Origin of the sequence: Salipiger sp. HF18, from assembly GCF_011806505.1 — a bacterium.
In the GTDB taxonomy this organism is placed as follows: Bacteria; Pseudomonadota; Alphaproteobacteria; order Rhodobacterales; family Rhodobacteraceae; genus Salipiger; species Salipiger thiooxidans.
The window spans coordinates 1-2,093 of the sequence record NZ_JAATOS010000615.1 but is presented as its reverse complement, the minus strand read 5'-3'; the positions used below and the strand labels follow the sequence as shown (position 1 = coordinate 2,093).

The 2,093-nt window shown below is 64.2% G+C and carries 3 protein-coding genes; all 3 read right to left on the bottom strand.

What is annotated here, in order from left to right; genetic code table 11:
* On the bottom strand, positions 1-1,330 hold a 1,330-nt coding region (gene hydA, locus HC022_RS24930), incomplete at its 3' end, for a dihydropyrimidinase (protein ID WP_167454180.1).
* A gap of 2 nt (positions 1,331-1,332) precedes the next feature.
* Positions 1,333-1,614, bottom strand: a complete 282-nt coding sequence (locus tag HC022_RS24925) for a hypothetical protein (RefSeq protein ID WP_167454179.1) — start codon at positions 1,612-1,614, stop codon at positions 1,333-1,335.
* Between the two features lie 65 nt (positions 1,615-1,679).
* Positions 1,680-2,093: M20/M25/M40 family metallo-hydrolase (locus HC022_RS24920; protein ID WP_167454178.1), on the bottom strand; the 414-nt coding region annotated here is incomplete at its 5' end.

Genomic DNA, 2,093 nt, shown 5'->3' with positions numbered 1-2,093 from the left:
CCTCGGTCTTCATCTCGCCGTCCATGACCGCGACCTTGCCGCGGGTCAGCACGAAGCGCGGCAGGCCCCTGACCTCCTTGCCCTCGAAGACGTTGTAGTCGATGGCCGACTGCTGCGAGGCGGCGGAGATGGTCTTGGATTTCTCCGGGTCGAGCACCACGATATCGGCATCCGCCCCCACGAGAATCGCGCCCTTGGTCGGGTAGCAATTGAGGATCTTGGCGATGTTGGTCGAGGTGACCGCGACGAACTCTTCCTTGGTCAGCCGCCCGGTGCCCACGCCATAGGTCCAGAGCATCGGGATCCGGTCCTCGAGCCCGCCGGTGCCGTTCGGGATCTTGGTGAAATCGCCGATGCCATAGCGCTTCTGGTCGGTGGTGAAGGCGCAGTGGTCCGTCGCAACGCAAGACAGCGAGCCCGACGCGAGGCCGTTCCACAGGCTGTCCTGATGCATCTTGTTGCGGAACGGCGGCGACATCACCCGGCGCGCGGCGTGGTCCCAGTCCTTGTCGAAATACTCGCTTTCGTCGAGAGTCAGGTGCTGGATCAGCGGCTCGCCCCAGACCCGCTTGCCCTGCATCCGGGCGCGGCGGATGGCCTCGTGGCTGTCCTCGCAGGAGACGTGCACCACGTAGAGCGGCACGCCCGCCATGTCGGCGATCATGATGGCGCGGTTGGTGGCCTCGCCCTCGACCTGCGGCGGCCGCGAATAGGCGTGGCCCTCGGGCCCGTTGTTGCCCGCCGCCAGCAGCTTGGCCGACAGCTCCGCCACCACGTCGCCGTTCTCGGCATGGACCAGCGGGATGGCGCCCAGCTCGGCGCAACGCTGGAACGAGGCGTAGAGCTCGTCGTCGTTCACCATCAGCGCGCCCTTGTAGGCCATGAAGTGCTTGAAGGTGTTGATGCCGCGTTCCCGGACCACGGCTTCCATCTCGTTGAAGACCTGCTCCGACCACCAGGTGATCGCCATATGGAAGGAATAGTCGCAGTTGGCGCGGGTCGACTTGTTGTCCCACATCTGCAGCGCGTCAAGCAGCCCCTGCCCCGGCGACGGCAGCGCGAAATCCACCACCATGGTGGTGCCGCCCGCCAGCGCCGCGCGGGTGCCGCTTTCGAAATCGTCCGAGGAATAGGTGCCCATGAACGGCATCTCGAGATGGGTGTGCGGGTCGATCCCGCCCGGCATCACGTAGCAGCCGGTGGCGTCGAGCACCTCGTCGCCCTTCAGGTCCGGGCCGATCCCGACGATCTTGCCGCCCTCGACGAGAACGTCCGCCTCGTAGCTGTAATCCGCGGTGACGACCGTGCCGCCCTTGATGACTGTGGTCATGTTTATGGTTCTCCGAGATTCACTACCTGAGCGATCCGATAGGTGTATTCCTCTCCATCCTGTCGGAAGGTAAAAAGTTCGCCGACCTCCGCTTTCTTCCCGTGGATACTGACCCTTTCGTCTGTGTCGTCTGGCTCGCCGGTATCCGATCCGTTCGCCAAGGTTCCATCAGTGCGCAAACCGAATGGAAAGAACTTTTCGGCGTCCGGGCGAGCTGACCCCATGAAGCCGAATGTCATGTACTTTTTGAGCACATGATTTTGCTCGTCCACGATGACATCCAAGGTAAGCCGATCCTCAGCGGGATCAGATGCATCCGTCCAGACTCCGACCACTCTAAATATTCTATTCACTCCACGATCCCCGCCGTCTCGAGCACCGCCCGGAACAGGACCTCCGCCCCGGCCGTGGCCCATTCCTTCGAAATCTCCTCGGCCTCGTTGTGCGAGATGCCGTTCACGCAGGGGCACATGACCATGGTCGCGGGCGCGACCTTGGCCGCCCAGCAGGCATCGTGCCCGGCGCCGGAGATCAGGTTCATATGCGAATAGCCCAGCTCCTCGGCCGCCTTGCGCACGTTGCCCACAAGCTCGGGATCGAAGGTCACCGGGTCGAAGTGGCCCACCGCCTCGACCGCGCAGCCGACGCCGATCTCCTCGCAGATCGCGGCGGCGCGCTTCTCGATCTCGGCGCGCATGCCGTCGAGCTTGGCCTGGTCGGGCGAGCGGATGTCCACGGTGAACACCACCGTCCCCGGCAGCAC